The organism is Endozoicomonas sp. G2_2 (assembly GCF_017744135.1).
GTDB lineage: Bacteria > Pseudomonadota > Gammaproteobacteria > Nevskiales > Salinisphaeraceae > Salinisphaera.
The window spans coordinates 73,970-91,857 of record NZ_JAGHQU010000012.1 but is presented as its reverse complement, the minus strand read 5'-3'; the positions used below and the strand labels follow the sequence as shown (position 1 = coordinate 91,857).

Sequence of the window (17,888 nt, the reverse complement as noted above, 5' to 3'; positions counted from 1 at the left end):
CCTGTCGTTGGCAGGCCATTCGTTACTCCTTTCGTCATTCACGGCTAATGAATTCCAACGAAAGGATAGCGGGTGGCCTGTCACCTTTCCGGCTCAGGCCAATTTACAGAACGAATGGTGCACTCCCATCTCAAGAGCGATAAAGGCTTGCCCCAATAAGGCAGGAAAGTTGGCTTGCTGTGGATAAGATCCGTACTTGGTACGAATTACATGAGCCGCAGTAGCTTCAAGTAGATCTTTACTTGTGCCAGAGAGTAGCGCGGCGTCTTCAGAGCCTTTCTGTGCTCTGCGCGCATACGCGCGTAGAGCACCTGTTAGCTCCCGCCCCATAAGCGACTCGAGGTTCTTTGGGCGCAAGGCACCGTCGCTCGACAGAATATAGCCTTCAGAATCGAAGGCCTCTACGGCTCGAGCTATTACATCCGTGCCGATGAAATTGGCGGATGAATCCCGAAATCCTCCTGACGCCCTGACCTTTGCGATAAGCGACTCGACCAATTTTCCGCCCGCTGTTTGGTCATTATCGATAGCCCAAGAAAGGATTGCTCGAACTCGCTTAGCCTTTCCAACCGTTTGTCCTTGTGCCTTTGGGTCAGCATCCGTCAAGCCCGCTCTGCTTACATAGAACTCAATGTCGGAGTGACTGGGCTCACGATAGCCCTCAACTTGAGAGTCATCCACCATTTTGCTAACTGCGGCAACAATATGATCGGTTATCGGCAACGCCATTAGATTTTCTCGTTCCTCGTATCGCTAACGCCGAAGCTCAGTTGCCGGCCGAAGCGCGGCAGCGCTTTGGACGGTCAACTGCAGCGCCCTGTTGGGGATTTTACTCGCAGAATTTTTGCCAAACGCCATCAAACCCTTTCACCTGCTCTTCTAAGAAAGTGAGATTAGGGCGGCCCGCCGATACAAAGCGCTGAAAGCCGTCGTAACCGCCAAAACTGTTTTTAGAATTGACTGCACCGCAAGTCATCGGCACTCCCTCCTCGCCTCTGAAAAAATAGACGCCTTTGAACTTTGCCGAATCAGGATCCTTTAGCTTGGTCTTGACGGCCTCTCTGCCCTTGCTCATCCAAGCAATTTTCTTTCCATCGTCCGTAGTGTCGTAATAATCTTTCTGAGCGGCTTGCGCTCCGAACGCAGCTATCAGCAGGGTTGTGCAGGCGGATAAAGCAAAATACCTCATATGAACTCCTCTTATTTCCCCAACGCCCAAGCTCAGTTGCCGCCGGAGCGGGCGAAGCCCGCGGAGGGAACCCGAAGCGCGCCAGCGCTTTGGGCGGTCAACTGCAGCGATTTGTTATACACGGTTTTCCTGATAATCGAAGGTCAAGCGAAGCATATCGAGCAGCTGAATACCATCTTCAAAAACTCGTTCATCGTAATTCGTTATGAAGAAGTCTCGATCAATGCTCGTGACTCGAAAACCTTGCCGCTGATAAAACGCTAATTGGTAACCGAAAGTTCCGGTACCTACCTCGAGTTTGTGAGCACCCGCCTTTCGAACGAATTGAATGACCCAGCCTAAAAGCGTGGAGCCAACGCCGGTCATCTGCTTATCCGGATGAACCGCAATGCTCATAATCTCGTGTTTTCTAGCGTCAAACCGTTGAACGACACATGCGCCGATTACTCGCCCGTCTACTGATGCTGTGAAACATTTCGATCGAGGAAGATACGAGCGGATCTTCTTTACCGATGGATCAGCCAATAAAAGCAGATCAATATCGATCTCTCTCGGCGACGTTTCTTCGATCAATATCGGAATGTGATTTTGTTGCATAACGCCAAGTATACGGCTGAAGGTAGGTATAGCACTTACGCTTGATTTCGTATAGTAATAGCACGAGCCCGGTAAACGCGGGCTTGCCACGCGCTCAGCGCTACTAGACCGCTAACCGGGTATTACGAATGCCTAAACAGTCACATCGTTCGCCGAAGCTACTCGACCAGGTACGCGAACGCATACGGCTAAAGCATTACAGCATTCGAACAGAGAAGACGTATCTCGCGTGGATTCGACGGTTCATTCTGTTCCACGATAAGAAGCATCCCAAAGACATGGGAAAGCCGGAGGTCGAGACTTTCCTGACGCATCTTGCCGTAGATCGGCATGTTGCAGCGTCAACACAGAACCAGGCATTGAATGCGGTGCTTTTCCTCTATAAGGAGGTTCTCGGTACCGAACTGCCGTGGATGGAGGATGTGGTCCGGGTAAAGCGCCCGGCCCGAATACCGGAGGTGTTGAGTTCTTCTGAAGTCGCCCGCCTACTCACGCAACTGGATGGCACGTATAGACTAATGGCGTCGCTGCTTTACGGGTCGGGTCTGCGGCTCATGGAAGCGGTGCGGCTACGCGTCAAGGATGTGGACTTCGACTATCGGCAAATTGTGGTTCGCGACGCCAAGGGCGCGAAAGATCGCGTCACGCCATTGCCTGCCTCTATTGCGGAAACATTGAAAAGGCAAATCGATCGTGTGGCGGCACAGCATCGTCGCGATAGCGTCGCGGGCTACGGTTGCGTCTATCTGCCGACAGCGCTCGCGGCCAAATATCCGAACGCCCAAACGGAACTGGCTTGGCAGTACGCCTTCCCCTCGTCCCGGCTGTCGACCGATCCGCGCTCCGGAGTAACGCGCCGCCACCATCTGAGTGAGAAGGGCCTGCAGCACGCCGTCAAAGGAGCCGTAAAGCGCGCCGGGATCAACAAGAAAGCGAGTTGTCACACGCTGCGCCATTCGTTTGCGACCCATTTGCTCGAGCGCGGCAACGATATTCGCACGGTTCAGGAGCTGCTCGGCCATAAGAGCGTGCAGACCACGATGATCTACACGCATGTGCTTAAACTCGGCGGGCGAGGCGTCGTAAGTCCGTTGGATAGCTGATTATCCGCGCGCGACGAGACCGTGCGCTACTCGCTGGCCTTGGCTCAGCACCGCGCGGCGCTTGGATCGGCCTTACGGCCCGGCCTGTTCGCACGGCCGATGTCACCATGACGACCAATCGACCGCTGATTGACCGTTGCGGATGATTGTCCCGCGCGCAAAAGAAAGCCCGCACGAGGCGGGCTTTCCTGGGCTAGGTTCGCGGGCGCTTCAGTCGCCCACCTGATCCGTAACCGCACCCTTTGACGCGGTGCCGACGAGCCGGGCGTACTTCGCGAGCACACCCCGCGTCGCATTCGGCGGCTTCGGCTGCCAGGCCTTGCGGCGGTCGGCGAGTTCTTCGTCGCTGACGTCCAGATGCAACTTGCGTTCGTGGGCGTCGATGGTGATGGTGTCGCCTTCCTGCACCAGGGCGATGTTGCCGCCCACGGCGGCTTCCGGAGCGACGTGGCCGACGACCATGCCGTAGGTGCCGCCGGAGAAACGGCCGTCGGTGATCAGGCCGACTTCTTCGCCCAGCCCGCGGCCGACGATCGCGGACGTCGGCGAGAGCATTTCACGCATGCCGGGGCCGCCTTTCGGCCCTTCGTAGCGGATGACCACGACATCGCCGGAGACGATCTTTTCGTCCACGATCGCCTGCATGGCTTCTTCTTCGGAGTCGAACACGCGGGCGGGGCCGGTGATGGCCGGGTTCTTCAGGCCGGTGATCTTGGCGACACCGCCCTCTTCGGCCAAGTTACCTTTCAGAATGGCCAGATGGCCGGACTTATAAAGCGCCTCTTCCATCGGCAGAATCACTTTCTGGCTCTTCGGCGGTTCGTCCGGCACGTCGGCCAGGGTCTCGGCCAGCGTTTCGCCGGTGATCGTCAGGCAATCGCCGTGCAGCAGGCCGGCGTTGAGCAGCATCTTGAGCACCTGCGGGATGCCGCCGGCGGCGTGCAACTGGGTGACCACGAAACGCCCGGAGGGCTTGAGGTCGCAGAACACCGGCACCTTGGCGCGGATCCGCTCGAAGTCGTCGATGGTGAGGTTCACGTCCGCGGCCTGGGCGATGGCGAGCAGATGCAGCACGGCGTTGGTGGAGCCGCCCACGGCCATGATCAGCGTGATCGCGTTTTCGAAGGCCTCGAACGTGAGCAGGTCACGCGGTTTGATGTCCTTCTCGATGGCCTGAATGAGCACTTCGGCCGAGCGCGCGGCGCTGTCGGCCTTTTCGGCGTCCTCGGCGGCCATGGTGGAGGAATACGGCAGGCTCATGCCCATCGCTTCGAACGCGCTCGACATGGTGTTGGCGGTGAACATGCCGCCGCAGGAGCCCGCACCCGGGCAGGCGTTGCATTCGACTGTCTTGACGCGTTCGTCGTCGATCGTGCCGGCGATACGCTGGCCCACCGCTTCGAACACGGACACCACGGTGAGGTCTTCACCATAGGCATGGCCCGGTTTGATGGTGCCGCCATAGACGAAGATGGCCGGCACGTTCATGCGGGCGATGCCGATCATCGCGCCCGGCATGTTCTTGTCGCAGCCGCCAAGCGCGATCACGCCGTCCATGGATTCGCCCTGCACGGCGGTTTCGATCACATCGGCGATGACTTCGCGCGAGACCAGCGAATACTTCATACCCGGCGTGCCCATGGAAATGCCGTCGGACACGGTCACGGTGCCGAACATCTGGCCCTTGGCGCCGCCGCCTTCGAGCGCGGCCTCGGCACGCTTGGCGAGATCGTTCAGGCCCATGTTGCAGGGCGTGATGGTCGAGTAGCCGTTGGCAATGCCGACGATGGGCTTGTTGAAGTCCTCATCGGTATAGCCCATGGCGCGCAGCATGGCGCGGTTGGGCGCACGCGACGTGCCCTGGGTGACGACGTGACTGCGGCGTTGCTTGGGCGTGTCCTCGGCCATGATGATTCTCGTTGTTTGACAGGTTGATCGGTGGCGGCGACTGGGCCGGCGGGCGGCGCGCCAATGCGGGCGTGACTCGCGCCGGCAAATGGCGGCAGCCGTCAAGCCGCGTAGTATGCCGCGATCCGTGCAGTGCACACAAAAAAAGGCGCGGCCTCGAAAGACCGCGCCTTTTCGTGCGCTGACCCGGCGTGGCTTACTTGTTCGGCTGCTTGGTCATGCGCAGGTAGGGCTTGAGCTCGTTCCAGCCGTCCGGGAAGTGCTTCTCGGCTTCCTCGTTGGACAGGGCGGGCGAGACGATCACGTCGTCGCCGTCCTGCCAGTTCGCCGGCGTGGTGACCTTGTAGTTGTCGGTCAGCTGCAGCGAATCGATCACGCGCAGGATCTCGTTGAAGTTGCGGCCCGCGCTCTTCGGGTAGGTCAGCGTCATGCGGATCTTCTTGTTCGGATCGATGACGAAGACGCTGCGCACCGTGGAGGTGTCGCCCGCGTTCGGGTGGATCATGTCGTAGAGCTCGGAAACCTTGCGATCGGTATCGCCGATCAGCGGCAGGTTCAGGGCGCAGCCCTGGGTCTCTTCGATGTCCTTGGCCCAGGCCTTGTGGTCCTCGACCGAGTCGACCGAAACGACGATCGCCTTGGCGTTACGCTTGGCGAACTCGTCCTTGAGCTTGGAGGTGGCGCCGATCTCGGTGGTGCATACCGGCGTGAAATCCGCCGGGTGCGACATGAGAACGCCCCACTCGTTACCCAGCCATTCGTGGAAGTTGATGGTGCCGTCCGTGGTGTCCGCCGTGAAATCCGGCGCGGTATCGCCCAGTCGAAGACTCATGTTCGTCACTCCAGTCGTTGTTGTGGCGCGACTATAACAGCCGCTTTTTGGCGCCACTAAATAAGCCTGTTCACACCAACTATTCTGGGGTGCGCTTGCCGCGGTACAAGACGCCGCGAACGATTCGCCCGTAGCACGGTACGCCCGTCGCGCCGGCGCACCACACGTCCTAGAATGCGCGGATGAACGAAACCCGAAACGACGCCGACGCCCGGATGGTCTACGTGACCTGCCCGGATCGCGACACCGCCCGCACCATCGCCAGCGCCCTGGTCGAACACCACGAGGCGGCATGCGTGAATATCGTGCCCGGGCTGGAGTCGGTCTATCGCTGGCAGGGCAAGATCGAGATCGACCCGGAAATGCTGCTGCTCATCAAGACCGCGGCCGATCGCGTCGCCGATGTGCAGGCGCGGGTCGAAGCCCTGCATCCGGATGAACTTCCCGAGGTGGTCGCAGTCCGTCTATGCGACGGCTCCAAAGGCTATCTCGATTGGCTCGAAGAACAGACCCGCCCGCAATGACGGCCCATACCGCGCCGGCGCGCCTCGCGCGCGCGACACGCGTGCGCGTATTGACGATGTGGCTGCTGCTTGTGCTCGCCGCGCTGTCGTCGACCGCCCAGGCCGCCGACGATTTCCTGCCGGTGGAGCAGGCTTTTGCGCCGACCGCCGCACGCACGGCGAACGGCGATATCGCGGTCACCTGGCAGATTGCCGACAGCTACTATCTGTATCGCCACGCCTTCGACTTCTCGCTGCGCAGTGCCGGCGGCGCCACGCTCGATGCGCCGCGGACTCCCGACGGCGAGAAACACAACGACGAATTCTTCGGCGAGGTCGAAACCTATCGCGACAGCGTGACGGTGCGTTTGCCGGTTGCCGACGGCGCGCCCCTGCCGGACGGCGCGCGTATCGCGGTCAGCTATCAGGGCTGCGCGGACGCGGGGCTGTGCTATCCGCCCCAGACCGTCGCCCTTGATATTGCCGAGGCCCCGGCCGGTACTTCGAGCGCGGCGGCGGATACGCAACCGGGTGCCGCCACGCCCCAGAACACGGGCGAGACCTTTCTCACCCAGCAGGACGACCTGGCCGGCCGGCTGGCCAATGCGGGTACCTTGTCCACGCTCGGCCTGTTTTTCGTCTTCGGCCTGCTGCTGGCGTTCACGCCGTGCATCCTGCCGATGATCCCGATTCTGTCCGGGCTGATCGTGGGCGCCAACGCCCCGCCGCGGCGCGCATTCACCCTGTCGGTGGCCTATGTGCTCGCGATGGCACTCGCCTATACCGTGTTCGGCGTGATCGCCGGCTATTTCGGCGCCAATCTCCAGGCCGCGCTGCAAATGCCGGCGGTACTGATTCCCTTCGCCGGCGTATTCGCCCTGCTCGCGCTGGCGGCATTCGGCGTGTTCCAACTGCAGATGCCGGGCCGTGTACAGGCACGGCTTGGCGGCATCGGCACGCGCCGCGGCGGCCTGGCGGGCGCGGCGATCATGGGGTTTTTCTCGGCGTTGATCGCCGGGCCCTGTCTCGCCCCGCCGCTGGTCGGCGCGCTGCTCTATATATCCAGCAGCGGCGACATGCTGCTGGGCGGCACGGCGCTGTTCATGCTCGGACTCGGTATGGGCGTACCGCTGATCGCCATCGGCGTGTTCGGCGCGCGCGTGATGCCGCATGCCGGCGCCTGGATGAACGAATTCCGCGTGGCGTCCGGCGTCGTGCTGCTCATGGTCGCGCTCTGGCTGCTGTCACGCATTCTGCCGGCGAACGCAACGCTGGCCGGATGGGGCCTGATCGCGCTCGGCTATGCCAGCTATCTGTCCACGCTCGCGACCCGCACGCGCGCCGCCACCGCCGTCAAGCGCGCCGTGGTGTTCGCCGTTTTCGTTTATGCCGGTGCCGCCATGCTGGGCGTATTCGCCGGCGGCGGCAGCGCCCTGCGCCCGCTCGCCGGGCCGAGCGCGACATCCGCTGTCGATCCGGCCGCCGCTGGCGAGCGCGACTCGCCGTTCACGCGCGTGAGCAATCTCGACCAGCTGCGCGCCGCCCTCGACAACGCCCGCGCCAACGGCAGGCCGGCGGTCGTGGATTTCTATGCCGACTGGTGTGTCGAGTGCGTGGAAATGGAACATGGCCTGTTCGCCGATCGCGACGTTCGTGACGCGCTATCCGATGTGGCCGCACTGCAGGTGGACGTGACCGACTACGATGCGGCCGACCGGGCGCTGATGCGCGAACTCAACGTTTTCGGCCCGCCGACCGTGCTGTTCTATCGACCGAACGGCAACGAGGCCGACGACCAGCGCCTGATCGGAAAGATCGATGCGACCGGCTTCATCGCGCGTATTCAACGTCTCGACACCAAAGGCACACGCCCATGAGCCGCACGCTGCGAAACATGCTCGGCTTCGCTGTCATTGCCCTGCTCCTTGGCGGCGGCGCGATCGCCTACTGGCAGGCGGCCGACCACAAACCGCGGCGGCCCGACTTCAGCCTTGTCGATCTGGACGGCCAGACCCACGCAGTGGGCGACTACGACGGCCAGGTCGTCGTGCTCAATTTCTGGGCGAGCTGGTGCAAGCCCTGCCGCGAAGAGGTGCCGATGCTCATCGACGCCCAGAACCAGTGGGGCGACGAGGGTCTGCAGATTCTCGGCGTGGCCGTGGACACGCCCGACGCAGCCGGCGCTTTCGCGGCCGATTACGCGATCAACTATCCGGTTCTCGCCGACGCCACCGAAGGCGCGCGGATTCAGGATCGCTACACGGCCGAGGGCGCGCCCGCGGGCGTGCTGCCCTACACCGCCGTCATCGACCGCGACGGCCGGGTCGTCGCGCGCATTGCCGGTGCGCTGAATCACCGCAAACTTGCCGATATCGTGCAGCCTCTGCTCGAAAACGAGGCGTCTGCGACCAAAGACTGAGGCGACGGCCGCCCGGGCCGCGAACTGCGTCGCAGAGGGCTGTTCGCTGAAGTGAACTTCGGCGAATTATCGACAATACGGTGGCGAACGGTCGCGAAAGTCCGCTGTGTACGGTTGTAACGCCGATTTCCTTGGGGCAGACTCCTCGCATTGCCATCCAAGGACGGCCGCGTGGCTCATTTTCTGCTGCTCAACGGACCCAATCTCAATCTGCTCGGCAGCCGCGAGCCCGGCGTCTACGGCCACGACACGCTGGCCGATATCGAACAGCGACTCGAAGTCCAGGCCCAGGAAAACGGCCATACGCTCAGCTGTTTCCAGTCCAACACCGAAGGCGCGTTGATCGACCGCCTGCACGCTGCGCGTGCAGAGGGTGTCGCCTGCGTGCTCTTCAATCCGGCCGCGTTCACGCATACGAGTGTCGCCCTGCGTGATGCGCTGCTCGCCGTCGAACTGGATTGCATCGAAATCCATCTATCCAACACGGCGCAACGCGAAGCGTTTCGCCACCAGTCGTATTTCGCCGACATCGCGATCGGCACCATCACCGGTTTCGGCGCGCAGGGGTATGTCATGGCCCTGGATGCGGCCATGCAGCGTGTCGCCGAACCGACTCGGGAGAACTGAAACCTCATGGATATCCGCAAGCTCAAGAAGCTCATCGAGCTGGTCGAGGATTCCGGCATCGCCGAACTCGAGATCACCGAAGGCGAGGAGTCGGTCCGTATCGGCCGCTATCCCGCGCCCGGCAGCGTGCCGGCCGCACCGCCCGCTCAGGCGCCGGCGCCGGCGCCGGCCGCTGCACCGCCACCCGCCGCGGGCGGCGACGAACAGCCGGCCGGTGGCGGCCAGGCCCAGGACGACACGCCCGAAGGCCAGATCGTGCGCTCGCCGATGGTCGGCACCTTCTATCGCGCCCCTGCGCCGGATGCCAAGCCGTTCGTTGACGTGGGCGACAAGATCGGCCCGAACGACACGCTGTGCATCATCGAGGCGATGAAGATGCTCAACCAGATCGAGGCCGAGGTGTCCGGCGAGGTCAGCGAAGTGCTGGTCGAGAACGGACAGCCGGTCGAATTCGATCAGCCGCTATTCGTGGTGAAGTGATGCTCGGCAAGGTTCTGATCGCCAACCGGGGCGAGATCGCGCTGCGGATACTGCGCGCCTGCCGGGAGCTCGACATCCCGGTGGTGGCCGCCTATTCCACCGCGGACCGGGATCAAAAACACGTGCTGCTGGCCGAAGAGGCCGTGTGCATCGGCCCGGCCGACAGCTCGAAGAGCTATCTGAACATGGCCACGCTGATGAGCACTGCCGAAGTGGCCGGTGCCAGCGCCATCCATCCGGGCTACGGCTTTCTGTCCGAGAACGCGGATTTCGCCGAAAGCGTGGAGCAATCGGGGTTCACCTTCGTGGGCCCGCGCGCCGAGACCATCCGTCTGATGGGCGACAAGACGTCGGCCATTCAGGAGATGCAGGCCGCCGGCGTGCCCTGCGTACCCGGCTCCGGCGGGCCGCTGGGCGCCGACGACGCGGCCAATCGCAAGCTCGCGCAGAAGATCGGCTTCCCGGTCATCATCAAGGCCGCGGGCGGCGGCGGTGGCCGCGGCATGCATGTGGTGTACGAGGCCAAGGCGCTGGCCGGCGCGATCGATATGGCACGCCGCGAGGCGGCGAGCTTTTTCGGCAACCCGGCCGTGTATATGGAGAAGTATCTCGAGCTGCCGCGGCATATCGAGATCCAGGTGCTCGCCGACCACCACGGTAACGCCATCCATCTCGGCGAGCGCGACTGCTCGCCGCAGCGGCGCCATCAGAAGGTGGTAGAGGAAGCGCCCGCGCCCGGCATCACCCAGGAACAGCGTGATGAAATCGGCAAGCTGTGCACCGACGCCTGCAAGCGCATCGGCTATCGCGGCGCCGGCACGTTCGAGTTCCTGTACGAGAATGGCGAGTTCCATTTCATCGAGATGAACACCCGTATTCAGGTCGAACATCCGGTCACCGAAATGATCACTGGCGTCGACCTCGTCGCCGAGCAACTGCGGATCGCCGCCGGCCACGAGCTGCGCTACACGCAAGACGACATCAAGATCCGCGGCCACGCCATCGAATGCCGCGTGAACGCCGAACATGCCGAGACGTTCGTGCCCTCGCCCGGCAAGATCGAGGCCTATCATGCGCCGGGCGGTCCGGGCATTCGCATGGACTCGCATATCTATGCCGGCTACAGCGTGCCGCCCTACTACGACTCCCTGATCGGCAAGCTCATCGCGCACGGCGACACCCGCGCTGCGGCGACCGCGCGTCTGGACATGGCGCTCTCGGAAATGGTCGTGGAAGGCATCAACACCAATATCGCCCTGCACAAGCGCATCATCCACGATCCGTCGCATATCGAAGGCGGCGTATCGATCCACTGGCTGGAGAAGAAGCTCAAGGAAGAAAGCAACCGTGGATGATGACGTCGCCACGCCGGTGGCGTGGCTGCAGATCACCGTGGAAACCGACCGCGCCTCGCTCGCCGAGGCCGTGTTCGAGAGCTTCGACGCCGAGGCCGTCACGGTGCTCGACGCGGGTGACGACATCACCGTCGAGAACACGCCGCACGAGCACCCCGGCTTCGACGCCTCGCGGGTCACCGGCCTGTTCACCCAGGGTACGGGCGCGGCGCCAATCGAACAGGCGCTGCGCGAAACCTTGGGCAACGACGTGACGATCCGTATCAGCAGCCTGGCCGACGAGCACTGGGCGAGTGCCTGGCTGGCCCAGCACCCGCCGCTGCGCTTCGGCCGGCGGCTGTGGATCGCCCCGCACGAAGCGCCGGTGGATGTCGATGACGATGCCGTCGTGGTGCGTCTCGACCCGGGGCTGGCCTTTGGTACGGGCACCCACCCGACCACGGCCCTGTGCCTGGAATGGCTCGCGCAAGCGGACGTCGCCGGTCGCCATGTGCTCGATTACGGCTGCGGCTCGGGGATTCTCGCCGTGGCCGCCGCCCGTCTGGGCGCGGCGTCGGTAACGGCCGTGGATATCGACGATCAGGCGGTACGCGCCACCCGCGAAAACGCGCAGCGCAACGGCGTGGGCGAACGCATCGAGACACCGCCGCTGGACGGTATCGGCGCCCGCCGTTTCGATATTGTGCTGGCCAATATTCTCGCCAAGCCGCTCATTGCGCTGGCGCCCACCCTGGCGGGCCATGCCGCGGCCGATGCGCCGCTGGTGCTGTCCGGGCTGCTCACGCGCCAGATCGGCGAGGTTCGCCAAGCCTATGAAAGCGCATTTCGCTTTAGCGAGCCGGCCACGCGCGAGGACTGGGTCCGGCTCGATGCAAGGCGTCGCGGGCCAGACTGACGACTCGCCGAAAGTCGCCTTTCTATACGCGAAAAATGCCGTTATAGTTTTGCGCCTTCTCCCCGCGAGCGCGCCCACACGGAATGACGCAGATCGACCCAGACGCCGAAGCTCAGCCGCTCAGCCACTACGTCGGCGCCAGTCTCGATCGTTACTTCGATTCGCTTAACGGCTGCGCGCCGCCGCGCGATCTGTACCAGATGGTGCTCGAACAGGTGGAAAAACCGCTGCTCGAGCGGGTACTCGATTACAACGAAGGCAACCAGTCCCGCGCGGCCCAGATGCTCGGCATCAACCGGGGTACGCTGCGCAAGAAGCTGCGTAGCTACGCGCTCGACCGCTGACCGCGCGCCGACGCGGCAAGACCACACCACCCGCACTGCGGGTGTTTTTGTTTCAAGCGGATGAGAATCCGCCCCACGGATAAAGGCCATCGTGACTGCACCCGAGACCTCTTTCGCCCCGATCCGCCGCGCTCTGATCAGCGTGTCCGACAAGACCGGCGTGGCTGAATTCGCCCGCGTGCTCTCCGAACGCCATGGCGTGGAGATCCTGTCCACCGGCGGTACCGCGAAAGCCATGCGCGAGGCGGGCGTGCCCGTGGTGGACGTGGCCGAGCACACCGGCGCGCCCGAGATCATGGATGGCCGCGTGAAGACGCTGCACCCGAAAATACACGGCGGCATTCTCGGACGCCGCGGCACGGACGACGCCGTGATGGACGAGCACGCGATCGCGCCGATCGATCTCGTGGTGGTCAATCTCTACCCGTTCGAGCAGACCGTGGCCGCACCCGACTGCGACCGCGACACCGCGATCGAGACCATCGACATCGGCGGTCCGGCGATGCTGCGCGCGGCGGCGAAGAACCATGCCTACGTCACGCTGGTGGTCGATGCCGGCGACTACGACGCCGTGCTCGGCGATCTCGACGCCCATCAGGGCACGAGCACCGCCACGCGCCGGCGCCTGGCCGCCAAGGGCTTCAACCATACCGCGAGCTACGACCGTGCCATTGCCGACTATCTGCGCGGCGACACGCAGACACCCGACGACAGCGCCCAGGACGCGCTGCCGGAGCGCTTCGTGGGTGCGTTCCATAAACGCCAGGATCTGCGCTACGGCGAAAACCCGCACCAGCGCGCCGCACTCTACGCCGCCGAGACGCCGGTAGCCGCCAGCCTCGTCGATGCCCGCGTGTGTCAGGGCAAGGCCCTGTCCTACAACAATCTCGCCGACTCCGACGCCGCCTTGGCCTGCGTGCGCGCCTTCGACCAGGCGCCGGCCTGCGTGATCGTCAAACACGCCAACCCCTGCGGCGTGGCCGTGGCCGCCGATCTCAAGACCGCATACGAGCGCGCCTTCGCGACAGACCCGACTTCGGCCTTCGGCGGCATCATCGCTTTCAACCAGACGCTGGATCGCGCGACGGCCGAACAGATTCTCGCCAACCAGTTCGCGGAGGTGATTCTCGCGCCGCGTATCGACGACGACGCACTGGGCGTGTTTTCCCAGAAGAAGAACCTGCGTGTGATCGCGACTGGGGATTTTCGCCCAAATGCCGAACCGGCACTGGCAATTCGCCAGATTACCGGCGGCCTGCTCGTGCAGGACGACGACGCGCTGCTGTTCGACCAGAACAAGCTCGATGTCGTCACCCGCGCGCAGCCCGACGGCACCCAGCTGCAGGACCTGCTGTTCGCCTGGCGTGTCGCCAAGTTCGTCAAATCCAATGCCATCGTCTATGCCCGCGACGGGCGCACGATCGGCATTGGCGCCGGCCAGATGAGCCGTGTGGATTCGGCCCGAATCGCCGGTCTGAAGGCGGCTGACGCCGGTCTCGACGTCGCCGGCTCGGTGATGGCTTCCGATGCCTTCTTCCCCTTCCGCGATGGTTTGGACGCCGCCGCGCAAGTCGGTGTCAACGCTGTGATTCAACCCGGCGGATCGATCCGCGACGACGAGGTGATCGCGGCTGCCGACGAGGCCGGAATCGCCATGCTGTTTACCGGTATCCGGCATTTCCGCCACTGAGGCACGACGGCTTTTCGACACGATCGATTATTTGCGTCATTTAATTGACGCGTGTTATCACTCCTCCTGACCGATCGATAAATAAAACCAATCAGGGAAGCCGCATCCACGCGGTCTGGAGGAAAACACCCCATGCGTATCGTTCTATCTGCGGCGACCGCTGCCGCGTTTTCATTGTCCGTAGCTGCGGTACCCGCGATCGCCGCGGAAGACGGCGGACTCCTCAAACAATTGCTCACCGCGGGCAAGGACAGTGCCGAACCGGCACCGAGCAGCCCCGCCGATAACGCGCAGCGCCGCGCCCCCCAGGCGAACGGGAACGGGAACGGCAATAGCAGTAGCAACGGAAACGGGAACGGGAACGGGAACGCCGACATGGCGGAGACGGACGCCGAAAGCGGCGGTTCGCCAACCCAGCTAGGCCAGTTCAGCGAACCGTTTGCAGAGCCGACCATCGTCGTGGACGGCGAAGAAGTCACCACTGAAGAACGCTGCGTTCCCGGCGCAGACGGCATGCTCAACTGCAAGCCCGCCGCCGGCACCGTCGCCAATCTCGGTGATGGCCGTTTTCTCTATCTCAACGCGCTGGAAGGCACCGAGAACGTCGAGCTTTCGATCATTGCCGAATTTGGCGAGGTCTCGGTCAATGATCAGAGCCGCGTGTTGTCTCTGGATAGCGGCGACCAGCCAAGCTGGATAAAACCCCAGCCGAACGACGGCGGCGCCAACCCGGAAGGCAACGACAGCGAGACCCTTGCACGTGGCCTCCCGCTCGTGCCGAACGGGCTGCTCTCCACTGCCGACAACACCAGCAAGAACGATGGCGCGCTATTCTGTGCCGACGTCGTCTTCCTCGGCGACGGCCGCGTAATGGCCGTGGGCGGGACCGACTACTACAGCGAGCCAGGCGTCGATGGCCTGCCGGTCGGTGTAGTCGAACTCGAGGGTCTGAAGTCCTCGCGTATCTTCGATCCGGAAAGCAACACTTGGAGCCAGAGCGGCGACATGCAGTTCGGTCGCTGGTATCCGAGTCTCGTCACACTCGCCGACGGCGACGTATTCGTGGCCAGTGGCGTGACCAAGCTGCTCAAGCCGGTCTACCCGGAAGAACCGCTCAACTCCGGGCGCAACGTGGTCCAGACCGAGACCTACGATATCGACAACGGTACCTGGAGCGAGAACGGCGACGCCGCCCAGCGTTCGCTGCCCCTGTTCCCGCGCATGCATCTGCTGCCCAACGGTCAGGTTTATTACAACGCCGGTGGCCAGGCCTTCAATCCCTTCGGCCAGGCCTATGACCAAGCACTGTGGAACATCACGGCGGCCTACAATCCCGAAACCAAGAGCTGGACGGATCTCGGCTATGCGGGTCTCCCGCTGCGCTTGAACGAAATTGGTCTGAGCGAACTCACCAGTACGCTGAATCCGACCAATCTCAACGGCGAGCAGGTCGGCAGCCTGCTGAAAGATCTGTTGGGCACGACGCTCAGCGATCCGACCGCCGCCGTCCGAAACCTGCTGGAAACGCCGGTCGACGCCCGCGCACTGGAGCGCGTGATCGGCTCCGGCATGCGTGGCTCCACCTTCTCCGCCATGCTGCCGCTGCGCCCGGATGCGAACGGCGGCTATCACGAAGCGGAGTTCTTGACCGCCGGTGGCGTACCGACCTACGTCGCCGCGGGCAGCCCGGGCGGTTACCTGCCGGTTTCCTCGTCGCGTATCGACACCGTTGCTGTCAACAACGACGAGATGAGCTATTCCTCGCGTCTCACCGGCCCGCTGAGTCGTCCGCGCTGGTACGGCTATTCGGTTGTGATGCCGGATGACAGCGTAATGGTTTTCTCGGGCGGGGACCGCGACGGCGTGGTGCTCCCGGGCCTGGAGGGCGCGATCCGCGAGGCCGAACGCTTCGATCCGGAAACCGAGACTTGGCAGGTCATGGCGAGCGCGCATCGCAAGCGCACCTACCACAACAGCGCGGTGCTCATGCCCGACGGTCGCGTGCTGATTGGCGGCCATTCGCCGATCAACACGGCCTATCTGTCGTTCATCAACTTCGACAGCATCGGGCTGGCCGATTATCAGAGCCGTGATCCGTCCTTCGAGATCTACACCCCGCCGTACGCCATGCGCGACGACCGGCCGGTGATCAAGAAGTCGCCCACCGAGCTCGAGACCGACGGCAATGCGTTCACCGTGCAGGTCAATGACCCCACGGTCGACCAGGTGATGCTTATCCGTCGTACCGCGACCACGCATCTGGTCGATGGCGACCAGCGCGCGGTGATCCTGCCCATCGCATCGCGCAATGGCAACAACCTGACCGTCCAGATGACCAACAATCCGTCGGTGCTTCCGGCCGGCCAGTACATGCTGTTTGTCAGCCGTGAAGACGCCAACGGCAATCGCGTGCCGTCCGTGTCCGCCCCGGTCAGCGTCATGCCGAACCCGGCCAGCCAGGAGGGTCCGGTAGACCAGCCCGAACCGGCAGCCACACAGGTTGTCGACGCCAAACAGGGCCCCGGTCTGATCGGCAGTGTCCTCAGAGGCGATCTGGTGCGCGGCCTACTCCAAGGCAGCGAACTGGGCAATGGCGAACGCGTATCGCCCCTTATGCCGATCACCGACCTGCTGTCGGGCGTGACCAGCATTATCCCCGCACCGAAAACGCTGATCACCGGTGTACCGGAGCTCACCAGTGAACTCCTGCAGGCCGGCGGGCGTGGCGTCGGCGTGGGTGTCGACACCGCCACCAGCCTGCCGGGCGCGACCCTGGGTCTAGTCGAAGATCTCGGTAGCGCGGCGCAGCCGACCGAGCAGTCGGCGGCTTCATCCTCGACCGACGAATGATATGCGGCAAACTGTACAGCCGGCTCGCTTATGCGAGCCGGCTTTTTGCCATTATCGGCTTGCTCGGCATGGCCGGTGTTATTCATGCCCATGGGGGCGACGATTCGGAATCGGGCGACCTACGCCCGGTCATGGATCCACTACCCGCAGATTTGGCGGGCGTCCGAGTTCAACTCCGGCGCACACTCGCGCCACAGCTTCTCGTCAGCAACGACACCGATCGGGTACTGACCATTTTCGATCACGATGCGCGCCCGTTTCTGCGCATCGGCCATGGCGAAGTCCAGGCTGATCTGGGCGCCGCTGCCTTCCACCGCACCAATACACTGATGGCACCCGGTGCAATCGCCGAGGATGCCTCTGAAGAGGCACGCTGGCGTACCGTGGAACCGGAGCCGAACTGGGGCTGGTTCGATCTGCGACTGCGCACGGACAGCATCGACGTGCCGGAAACGGTTCGCGGCCACGGCAAGCGTGCTTTTATAGGTGCTTGGTCGATTCCTGTCCAGCTGGGCGAGCGTCGTAGCGCTATTACCGGTCATTTCGAGTTCGTACCGGAACCCGGCGGCATTCCCGAAGCTCGTATCACGGATACCGGACCCCTCGGCGAATCCGCCCTGGTGCGCGCGATGAACGGCAGTGCCCGTACCGGCCTGTTTCTGTCCTATCGCGGGAACCAACCGCTCATTGTCCACGGCGCGGCCGACGAGCCGATGCTGCGCTTCGACAGCGACGGTGTGGCGGTCAACCGTCACAGCCCGACATGGAAAGAAATCGCCCCCGCCGGCGCCCCGCGTTATCAGGCGGGCGACGGCACGGACTGGGCCCGGGTTTCAAGCCAGCGCAGCTATGGCTGGATCGACCCGCGTGCCGGCTTCACCGGCACGGTGGAATCCGCCGACGAGGCGTCCGTGCTTAAACGCTGGACGATTCCGGTCACCCTCGGCGAGCGCGCGAGCGCGATCAAGGGCGTCACCGAGTGGAAGCCGGTCGAGCCACTCGCCAGCGCACACTAGACCTTTCCCGACAGGCGGCGGCGCCAGCGCGCCGTCGCCATTCGCTGCATCGCCACGCCGGATGTCCACGTCGCCCGGAC

17 protein-coding genes are annotated in these 17,888 nt (G+C 63.4%); 12 read left to right on the top strand and 5 right to left on the bottom strand.

The genetic code is table 11. The features are described 5' to 3' along the window. Positions 1-93: 93 nt before the first annotated feature. From J7355_RS14075 to J7355_RS14065, 3 genes are all read right to left on the bottom strand, one after another. Positions 94-729: a hypothetical protein gene (locus J7355_RS14075; protein WP_209063766.1), complete on the bottom strand. Its 636-nt coding sequence runs from the start codon at positions 727-729 to the stop codon at positions 94-96. A 100-nt stretch (positions 730-829) separates the two neighbouring features. Next, a complete protein-coding gene (locus tag J7355_RS14070) occupies positions 830-1,189 on the bottom strand; it encodes a hypothetical protein (protein WP_209063764.1) in 360 nt (119 codons plus the stop codon). A gap of 114 nt (positions 1,190-1,303) precedes the next feature. After that, a complete protein-coding gene (locus tag J7355_RS14065) occupies positions 1,304-1,876 on the bottom strand; it encodes a GNAT family N-acetyltransferase (RefSeq protein WP_348523042.1) in 573 nt (190 codons plus the stop codon). A 38-nt stretch (positions 1,877-1,914) separates the two neighbouring features. On the opposite strand from J7355_RS14065, the gene J7355_RS14060 reads away from it, so the two are divergent. Next, positions 1,915-2,889, top strand: a complete 975-nt coding sequence (locus J7355_RS14060; protein ID WP_209063762.1) for an integron integrase — start codon at positions 1,915-1,917, stop codon at positions 2,887-2,889. 210 nt (positions 2,890-3,099) lie between these two features. On the opposite strand, the gene ilvD is transcribed toward J7355_RS14060, so the two are convergent. Together ilvD and J7355_RS14050 are read right to left on the bottom strand one after the other, a co-directional pair. Next, positions 3,100-4,797, bottom strand: coding sequence for a dihydroxy-acid dehydratase (gene ilvD / locus J7355_RS14055; RefSeq protein ID WP_209063760.1), 1,698 nt, complete (start codon positions 4,795-4,797; stop codon positions 3,100-3,102). A 196-nt stretch (positions 4,798-4,993) separates the two neighbouring features. Further along, complete coding sequence (locus tag J7355_RS14050) at positions 4,994-5,629, bottom strand: peroxiredoxin (protein ID WP_209063758.1); 636 nt, start codon at positions 5,627-5,629, stop codon at positions 4,994-4,996. 182 nt (positions 5,630-5,811) lie between these two features. On the opposite strand from J7355_RS14050, the gene cutA reads away from it, so the two are divergent. The 11 genes from cutA to J7355_RS13995 all read left to right on the top strand — a co-directional run bounded on the left by cutA (position 5,812) and on the right by J7355_RS13995 (position 17,808). Further along, positions 5,812-6,153 (top strand): divalent-cation tolerance protein CutA, encoded by a 342-nt coding sequence (gene cutA, locus J7355_RS14045; RefSeq protein ID WP_209063756.1) that lies wholly within the window; start codon positions 5,812-5,814, stop codon positions 6,151-6,153. Further along, a complete protein-coding gene (gene dsbD, locus J7355_RS14040) occupies positions 6,150-8,009 on the top strand; it encodes a protein-disulfide reductase DsbD (RefSeq protein WP_209063754.1) in 1,860 nt (619 codons plus the stop codon). The genes cutA and dsbD overlap by 4 nt, the downstream gene beginning before the upstream one ends. Further along, on the top strand, positions 8,006-8,551 hold the full coding sequence (locus J7355_RS14035) for a TlpA disulfide reductase family protein (RefSeq protein WP_209063753.1): 546 nt from the start codon (positions 8,006-8,008) through the stop codon (positions 8,549-8,551). Before dsbD ends, J7355_RS14035 begins: the two co-directional genes overlap by 4 nt. Positions 8,552-8,722: 171 nt before the next feature. Beyond that, positions 8,723-9,178: a type II 3-dehydroquinate dehydratase gene (aroQ, locus tag J7355_RS14030; protein ID WP_209063751.1), complete on the top strand. Its 456-nt coding sequence runs from the start codon at positions 8,723-8,725 to the stop codon at positions 9,176-9,178. A gap of 6 nt (positions 9,179-9,184) precedes the next feature. After that, a complete protein-coding gene (gene accB, locus J7355_RS14025; protein WP_209063749.1) occupies positions 9,185-9,658 on the top strand; it encodes an acetyl-CoA carboxylase biotin carboxyl carrier protein in 474 nt (157 codons plus the stop codon). Beyond that, on the top strand, positions 9,658-11,013 hold the full coding sequence (gene accC / locus J7355_RS14020; RefSeq protein WP_209063747.1) for an acetyl-CoA carboxylase biotin carboxylase subunit: 1,356 nt from the start codon (positions 9,658-9,660) through the stop codon (positions 11,011-11,013). Before accB ends, accC begins: the two co-directional genes overlap by 1 nt. Beyond that, complete coding sequence (gene prmA / locus J7355_RS14015) at positions 11,006-11,908, top strand: 50S ribosomal protein L11 methyltransferase (protein WP_209063746.1); 903 nt, start codon at positions 11,006-11,008, stop codon at positions 11,906-11,908. Before accC ends, prmA begins: the two co-directional genes overlap by 8 nt. Positions 11,909-11,991: 83 nt before the next feature. Then, on the top strand, positions 11,992-12,252 hold the full coding sequence (gene fis, locus J7355_RS14010) for a DNA-binding transcriptional regulator Fis (protein WP_209063744.1): 261 nt from the start codon (positions 11,992-11,994) through the stop codon (positions 12,250-12,252). Between the two features lie 91 nt (positions 12,253-12,343). Continuing rightward, positions 12,344-13,942 carry a bifunctional phosphoribosylaminoimidazolecarboxamide formyltransferase/IMP cyclohydrolase gene (gene purH, locus J7355_RS14005; protein WP_209063742.1) on the top strand — a complete coding sequence of 533 codons (1,599 nt, stop codon included), beginning with the start codon at positions 12,344-12,346 and terminating at the stop codon, positions 13,940-13,942. A 375-nt stretch (positions 13,943-14,317) separates the two neighbouring features. After that, entirely contained in the window at positions 14,318-16,792 is a 2,475-nt protein-coding gene (locus J7355_RS14000; RefSeq protein WP_209063740.1) for a galactose oxidase-like domain-containing protein, read from the top strand. 68 nt (positions 16,793-16,860) lie between these two features. Next, entirely contained in the window at positions 16,861-17,808 is a 948-nt protein-coding gene (locus tag J7355_RS13995) for a hypothetical protein (protein WP_209063738.1), read from the top strand. Positions 17,809-17,888: the final 80 nt, after the last annotated feature.

Coding starts and splice junctions, on each gene's coding strand:
- accC (WP_209063747.1), top strand. CDS start 9,658: ATGCTCGGCAAGGTTCTGATCGCCAACCGGGGCGAGATCGCGCTGCGG.
- J7355_RS14060 (WP_209063762.1), top strand. CDS start 1,915: ATGCCTAAACAGTCACATCGTTCGCCGAAGCTACTCGACCAGGTACGC.
- J7355_RS14035 (WP_209063753.1), top strand. CDS start 8,006: ATGAGCCGCACGCTGCGAAACATGCTCGGCTTCGCTGTCATTGCCCTG.
- accB (WP_209063749.1), top strand. CDS start 9,185: ATGGATATCCGCAAGCTCAAGAAGCTCATCGAGCTGGTCGAGGATTCC.
- J7355_RS13995 (WP_209063738.1), top strand. CDS start 16,861: ATGGCCGGTGTTATTCATGCCCATGGGGGCGACGATTCGGAATCGGGC.
- J7355_RS14075 (WP_209063766.1), bottom strand. CDS start 729: ATGGCGTTGCCGATAACCGATCATATTGTTGCCGCAGTTAGCAAAATG.
- cutA (WP_209063756.1), top strand. CDS start 5,812: ATGAACGAAACCCGAAACGACGCCGACGCCCGGATGGTCTACGTGACC.
- J7355_RS14000 (WP_209063740.1), top strand. CDS start 14,318: ATGGCGGAGACGGACGCCGAAAGCGGCGGTTCGCCAACCCAGCTAGGC.
- ilvD (WP_209063760.1), bottom strand. CDS start 4,797: ATGGCCGAGGACACGCCCAAGCAACGCCGCAGTCACGTCGTCACCCAG.
- J7355_RS14050 (WP_209063758.1), bottom strand. CDS start 5,629: ATGAGTCTTCGACTGGGCGATACCGCGCCGGATTTCACGGCGGACACC.
- fis (WP_209063744.1), top strand. CDS start 11,992: ATGACGCAGATCGACCCAGACGCCGAAGCTCAGCCGCTCAGCCACTAC.
- J7355_RS14070 (WP_209063764.1), bottom strand. CDS start 1,189: ATGAGGTATTTTGCTTTATCCGCCTGCACAACCCTGCTGATAGCTGCG.
- dsbD (WP_209063754.1), top strand. CDS start 6,150: ATGACGGCCCATACCGCGCCGGCGCGCCTCGCGCGCGCGACACGCGTG.